The sequence below is a fragment of the Mesorhizobium sp. M5C.F.Ca.IN.020.32.2.1 genome, assembly GCF_004023105.1.
Taxonomy (GTDB): Bacteria; Pseudomonadota; Alphaproteobacteria; order Rhizobiales; family Rhizobiaceae; genus Mesorhizobium; species Mesorhizobium wenxiniae.
The window spans coordinates 1-6,549 of the sequence record NZ_RZSX01000316.1; the positions used below are offsets into that span (position 1 = coordinate 1).

5 protein-coding genes are annotated in these 6,549 nt (G+C 61.9%); 2 read left to right on the top strand and 3 right to left on the bottom strand.

Annotated elements, in window-relative coordinates; all coding sequences use genetic code 11:
* A partial coding sequence (locus EOA86_RS17135) for a hypothetical protein (RefSeq protein ID WP_128342729.1) occupies positions 1 to 1,396 on the bottom strand: 1,396 nt, incomplete at its 3' end.
* Positions 1,393 to 2,925, bottom strand: coding sequence for an NAD(P)H-hydrate dehydratase (locus EOA86_RS17140; RefSeq protein ID WP_128342731.1), 1,533 nt, complete (start codon positions 2,923 to 2,925; stop codon positions 1,393 to 1,395). The genes EOA86_RS17135 and EOA86_RS17140, both read right to left, overlap by 4 nt.
* A 398-nt stretch (positions 2,926 to 3,323) precedes the next feature.
* On the opposite strand from EOA86_RS17140, the gene EOA86_RS17145 reads away from it, so the two are divergent.
* Both EOA86_RS17145 and glnA read left to right on the top strand, forming a co-directional pair.
* On the top strand, positions 3,324 to 3,662 hold the full coding sequence (locus EOA86_RS17145; protein ID WP_127211219.1) for a P-II family nitrogen regulator: 339 nt from the start codon (positions 3,324 to 3,326) through the stop codon (positions 3,660 to 3,662).
* 54 nt (positions 3,663 to 3,716) lie between these two features.
* Positions 3,717 to 5,126, top strand: coding sequence for a type I glutamate--ammonia ligase (gene glnA / locus EOA86_RS17150; protein ID WP_128342732.1), 1,410 nt, complete (start codon positions 3,717 to 3,719; stop codon positions 5,124 to 5,126).
* A 167-nt stretch (positions 5,127 to 5,293) separates the two neighbouring features.
* Here glnA and EOA86_RS17155 read toward each other — a convergent pair whose 3' ends face one another.
* On the bottom strand, positions 5,294 to 6,334 hold the full coding sequence (locus EOA86_RS17155; protein WP_065008714.1) for a glutamine synthetase beta-grasp domain-containing protein: 1,041 nt from the start codon (positions 6,332 to 6,334) through the stop codon (positions 5,294 to 5,296).
* Positions 6,335 to 6,549: the final 215 nt, after the last annotated feature.

Sequence of the window (6,549 nt, forward strand, 5' to 3'; positions counted from 1 at the left end):
GCACCGTGCAGACGGTGCCGCCGCCGCATTGCCAGCCCGCAGCGAAGTGCTTTGCGTCCTCCGGCATCAGACACGGCATCGCCACCTCGGCCGGCAGATAGGCGACCTCGCCAGCATCCTGCCATGCGGCCGGGGGCGCGAAGGACAGCTGGCGGAATCGGTTCGGCTCCTTGCCCTCGACGGTTGCGCGCAGCCACGCTTCGCGCCGCGGCATCTCGGCGTGAAGATGCGGCGATATGCCGACTTCGATGCGGTTCAGCGGCGATGTGGTCTTGTCATCCAGGCCGATGAAATGGAAACCGGCGGTCGACCCAGCTTGATGGCAACCCTGGCAGGCGCCATTATCCAGCCGCTCGACCAGCGCTTCCGGCGTGCGCACCAGCTTCAGCGCGGAATAGTCGAGCCCGGAAAAATCCGCGGGCTGGAACACCGGCGTGAACGGGTGATTGGCCTGCCTCGCGCTACCGAAAGTCGACCACGAAATGACCTTCTTCGCCAGGAATTCGTCAGGGATCTGGTAGACGCCGAGATCGACCGCCGCGAGATTGGCGCTGATATAGTCGGCGAGTTTTGCTTTCAGCGCGGCGTCTTCCAAGAGCAGCGCCACATCCGGCGTGTTTTCCAGCGGCCTCTCGCTGACCGCTGCTCCGTCGATGCCAAAAATCCGCATGAGATAGGCGGCCTGCCCGCCGAATTCGGTCTCCTGGCCGGAGGGAAAGCGCACCACCTGGGCGTTGAGCTCGAGCTGCTTGAAGCTCAGCCCGGCCTTCTCCAGCGGCCCGCCGATGAGCCAGCCGGTATCGACGGTCTCGTCGAGCTGCGGCGTCCAGCGCCCGGCAACGCCGACGCAGCCGCCGTCGGCGTCCGGCGCGGCGCTGTAGATGGCATTGAAGTTGAACGGCAGGCGCGAGGCCAGGAGCTTGCCTTTTTTCTTGAAACTGTAGGCGAGGCGGTAGATGAAACGCACCTCGCCGCAGCTTCCGTCGCCGCGCATCTCGGCGAAATCACGCCGATCGAGCCTATTGACGACACCGACCAGCCGGAACCGCGCGGCGTCGGTCTTCAGCCAGCGCATGTCCATGATGCGGCCAACATTGCCGTCGGTGACTTCGTAGAGCGGCCGCCCACCGGCCTTCATCTCGGCCCGCAGTGCGGCCACATCTCTTGCAACCGTTTCGACGATTTGGTGATAGGCCGGCGCCTTGTCATAGAGCGCCTTCAGGTCGCGCCCGCCGCCATCGAGACCGAATATGCCGTCGAAATCAAAGCCCTTGGCATCGAGGGCGGCGAGCACGGCCGGATCGTCGACAATGGTCACGGGACCTTCGGCACGCGCGGTGTGCGCCATGAAAACGGCGACGAAGATTGCGGCAAGCAGCGCGAACCCGCGGCTCATCGAGCAGTCACCTCGTTGCGACATTCGGCAAGCTCGCGCAGCACCGGCACCAGCGCCAGCGGCAAATCCTCGGCGATCAGCCCTGGTCCGAAACGGCTGCCGGCCTCGGCATGAATCCAGACCGCCGCGCAGGCGGCTTCGAAAGCCGGCATGCCTTGCGCCAGGAAGCCGGCAATGACCCCCGACAGCACGTCGCCCGAACCGGCGGTGGCCAGCCATGGCGCGCCATTGCCGTTGATCGCCGCTCTGCCATCGGGCGCCGCGATCACCGTGTCCGCGCCTTTGTAGACGACGATGGCGCCGGCGCGCTCGGCCGCAGAGCGCGCCTTGGCCAGCTTGGACAGGTTCCTGTCTCCGGCGATGTCTGGAAACAGCCTGGCGAATTCGCCCTCATGCGGTGTCAGCACCAGCGCTGGCGTGTTCAGACGACGGGCGGCTTCGAACAGAACTTTCGGGGTATCGCGAAACGAGGTGATGCCATCGGCATCGAGCACCAGCCCGTCGGCCCTGCCGTCTTGCCGCTGCCCGGTGGCCAGCACGCCAACGGCAAAATCCCGTGTTTTTTCGCCGACGCCGAATCCGGGTCCGAGGACGAAAGCCGTCGGCCGGCGGTCGCCGATGAATTCCTGTACGTCCGCGATGCTGTCGGCCTTGCGCAGCATGATCGAGGTCAGATGCGCGGCGTTCGCCTGCAGCCCGTTCGCCGGCGACAGCACGGTCACCGCCCCTGCCCCGCTTCTGGCCGCGGCAAGCGCCGACAGCCGTGCGGCGCCCGTCGCCGACGGCCCGCCGGAAAAGACGCAGACATGGCCGCGCCTGTATTTATGGGTGTCGACGGCTGGAACCGGGAAGTTCCCTAGCCAAAGCGGCGGGGTGTTCTCGAAGGTTCGCGGTTCAAGCTGCGCAACGATCCCGTCGCCGATGCCGATATCAGCAAGCACCAACTCGCCGCACATCTCGCGCCCAGGCAACAGCAGATGGCCGGGCTTTTTTCGCGCAAACGTCACCGTGATCCGGGCGTGGAATGCCTGGCCGAGAACCTGGCCGCTCTCGCCTGACACACCTGAGGGCAGATCGACCGCAACGACAGGCAGGTTCAGCTCTGTCGCGACCTCGACCGCCTTGGCGGCATCGCCGGACAGCGGCTTGGACAGCCCTGCCCCATAGAGCGCGTCGACCAGGATCGCTCCTGCCTCGGCGGCAAATTCCGACAGCGGCCGAGGCCTGACCGGGCATTCCGAAGCGGCGAGCGCCGCGTCGCTGCCGGCTTTGGGGAAGCCGGATGCCCACATCAAGACGTCGACGGCGCTGTCCTGAAGAATGCGGGCGACGACATATCCGTCGCCGCCATTGTTGCCTGGCCCGCACAGTACGTGTACGCGTCTGGCAGCCGGAAAACGGGCGAGCACCACCGCAGCGACCGCGGCACCTGCATTGCGCATCAGGCCAATGCCGTTGAGTGGTCCGGCGGAAATCGTCAACCAGTCGACCTCAGCCATTTCGGCCGGACACAAAATTTCATTGTTCATGGATGCCGATCCGCATTGGCTCAAGCCCGATCCCTGTGGTCAAACCCCGATCCCTGTGGTCAAACATTGTCCAGTTTTCGGTTCGAAGCAAACGGTGATGAGATGGCATGATCTATAAGCACATCGTTAGGGACAATGGCCTCTTCGAAGCACAAATGCTCGCGAAATGCTCTGTCTGCCCAATTATTGTGCGGACGGAAGCGCCGACAATGTGTAGGTTCCCAGTATCCATGACGCATCCAACACGGCGAATGACGCGAATTTATCCCCCAACGCGGCATGGCATCGAAATCGCGTGATACCGCTTCGAATCCCCTCAAATTGGCACAGTTCGTGCTTGAAGGAGGCGCAAGCGGGGCTCACAACCCGTCTTTTTGGCAGTGGAGGCCACTTTTTACATGAAAAAGATCGAAGCGATCATCAAGCCGTTCAAACTAGACGAAGTGAAAGAAGCGCTTCAGGAGGCCGGGCTGCAAGGCATCACCGTTACGGAAGCCAAGGGTTTTGGCCGCCAGAAGGGCCATACCGAACTCTATCGCGGCGCTGAATATGTCGTGGATTTTCTGCCCAAGGTGAAAATCGAGGTGGTGCTCGGCGACGAGGCGGTCGAAGCCGCGATCGAAGCCATTCGCAAGGCGGCCCAGACCGGCCGCATCGGCGACGGCAAGATCTTCGTCTCCAACATCGAGGAAGTCGTGCGCATCCGCACCGGCGAAACAGGGATGGACGCGGTCTGAGCTTTCTGATTTCAGATCATCTCCTCGAAAAGTCATCAGACAGGGAAACATGACATGACGACAGCCAAAGACATCATGAAGCAGATCAAGGACAACGACGTAAAATTCGTTGACCTGCGCTTCACAGATCCGAAGGGCAAGCTGCAGCACGTGACGATGGATGTCGTTGAGGTCGAGGAAGACATGTTTGCCGACGGCGTCATGTTCGATGGGTCCTCCATCGCCGGCTGGAAGGCGATCAACGAGTCCGACATGGTGCTGATGCCCGATACCGAGACGGTGCATATGGATCCGTTCTTCGCGCAGTCGACCATGGTCATCCTGTGCGATATCCTCGACCCGATCTCCGGAGAATCCTACAACCGCGACCCGCGCGGCACCGCCAAGAAGGCCGAAGCCTATATGAAGGCGGAAGGCATCGGCGACCAGATATTCGTCGGCCCGGAAGCCGAGTTCTTCGTGTTCGACGATGTCAAGTACAAGGCCGATCCGTACAACACCGGCTTCAAGCTCGACTCCACCGAATTGCCGTCCAACGACGACACCGATTATGAGACCGGCAATCTCGGCCACCGTCCGCGCATCAAGGGCGGCTATTTCCCGGTGCCGCCGATCGACTCGGCGCAGGACATGCGCTCGGAGATGCTGACCGTGCTCGCTGAAATGGGCGTCCGCGTCGAAAAGCATCACCACGAAGTGGCCGCTGCCCAGCACGAACTCGGCATCAAGTTCGACACTCTGGTCCGCAACGCCGACAAAATGCTGATCTACAAATATGTCGTGCACCAGGTCGCCAATGCCTACGGCAAGACGGCCACCTTCATGCCGAAGCCGGTCTTCGGAGACAATGGTTCGGGCATGCATGTCCACCAGTCGATCTGGAAGGAGGGGAAGCCGACCTTCGCCGGCAATGAATATGCCGGTCTCTCGGAGAGCTGCCTGTTCTACATCGGCGGCGTCATCAAGCACGCCAAGGCGATCAACGCCTTCACCAACCCGCTGACCAACTCCTACAAGCGTCTGGTGCCGGGCTATGAAGCGCCGGTGCTGCTCGCCTATTCGGCGCGCAACCGCTCTGCCTCCTGCCGCATTCCATTCGGCTCGTCGCCGAAGGCCAAGCGCGTCGAGGTCCGCTTCCCCGATCCGGGCGCGAACCCCTACCTCGCCTTTGCCGCCATGCTGATGGCCGGCCTGGACGGCATCAAGAACAAGATCCATCCCGGCCAGCCGATGGACAAGGATCTCTACGACCTGCCGCCGAAGGAACTGAAGAAGATCCCGACCGTCTGCGGCTCGCTGCGCGAGGCGCTGCAGAACCTCGACAAGGACCGGGGCTTCCTGAAGGCCGGCGGCGTCTTCGACGACGACCAGATCGACAGCTACATCGAACTCAAGATGGCCGAAGTGATGCGCTTCGAAATGACCCCGCATCCGGTCGAATACGACATGTATTATTCGGTCTGACCGGATCGGCTAAAGGACAACAAAACCCCGCCGGAGCGATCCGGCGGGGTTTTTTGTTTGGGATGAAGAATACAATCGAGCAGTTGGTGTAGTCGCCCTTGGCAAAACGCCGACGCGACGAGAGCGAGACACGCCGCAGACAAGAAGTCCACGCCGTGACTGCATGCTCAAGCGGCAGCCGACACCTCTGCGCTGGCCGGGACGGAGGCGATCGTCTTCAGGATTTGCGAGGCGATCTGGTAGGGGTCGCCCTGCGAGTTCGGGCGGCGATCCTCGAGATAACCCTTATAGCCATTGTTGATGAAGGAATGCGGCACTCGGATCGAGGCGCCGCGGTCGGCGATGCCATAGCTGAACCTGTTCCATGGCGCGGTCTCATGCTTGCCGGTCAAACGCTTGTCGTTGTCCGGCCCGTAGACGGCGATGTGATCCATCAGGTTTTTGTCGAAGGCAGCCATCAGCGCCTCGAAATAGTCCTTGCCGCCGACTTCGCGCATATAAGCGGTCGAGAAGTTGGCGTGCATGCCGGAACCGTTCCAGTCGGTGTCGCCGAGCGGCTTGCAGTGGTATTCGATGTCGATGCCGTATTTCTCGGTGAGGCGCTGCATCAGGTAGCGGGCCATCCACATCTGGTCGGCGGCCTTCTTGGAGCCTTTGCCGAAAATCTGGAATTCCCACTGGCCCTTGGCCACCTCGGCGTTGATGCCTTCATGGTTGATGCCGGCGGCAAGGCAGAGGTCGAGATGCTCCTCGACGATCTGCCTGGCGACGCTGCCGACGTTGCTGTAGCCGACGCCGGTGTAGTACGGGCCTTGCGGCGCCGGGTAGCCGCTCTCCGGGAAGCCGAGCGGGCGGCCGTCCTTGTAGAAGAAATACTCCTGCTCGAAGCCGAACCAGGCGCCCTCGTCGTCGAGGATGGTGGCGCGCTTGTTGGATGCATGCGGCGTCACGCCGTCCGGCATCATCACTTCGCACATGACGAGCACGCCATTGGTGCGCGCGGGATCCGGATAGATGGCGACCGGCTTCAGCACGCAGTCGGACGAGTGGCCTTCGGCCTGCATGGTCGAGGAACCGTCGAAGCCCCACAGCGGAAGCTGGTCGAGCGTCGGGAACTCGGCATATTCCTTGATCTGCGTCTTTCCGCGAAGGTTGGGAACCGGGGTGTATCCATCGAGCCAAATGTACTCGAGCTTGTATTTCGTCATTCTAGCCTCTCGTTGCTTTGATCACCGAATCTTGGACGGCGCCGGCGTGCCAGCCACCCTGCAGCCGACCTGCCGGATTATTAAAAAGCAATTCGTGTGCCATTCTCGCCGGCAAAGGATGCGGCAGAATCGACGCTGCATCCCGACAAATTCGTTATGCCGTTACCGCAATGCGTCTGGATCAATCACAGGCATGTTTCGCACAAATAATAGGC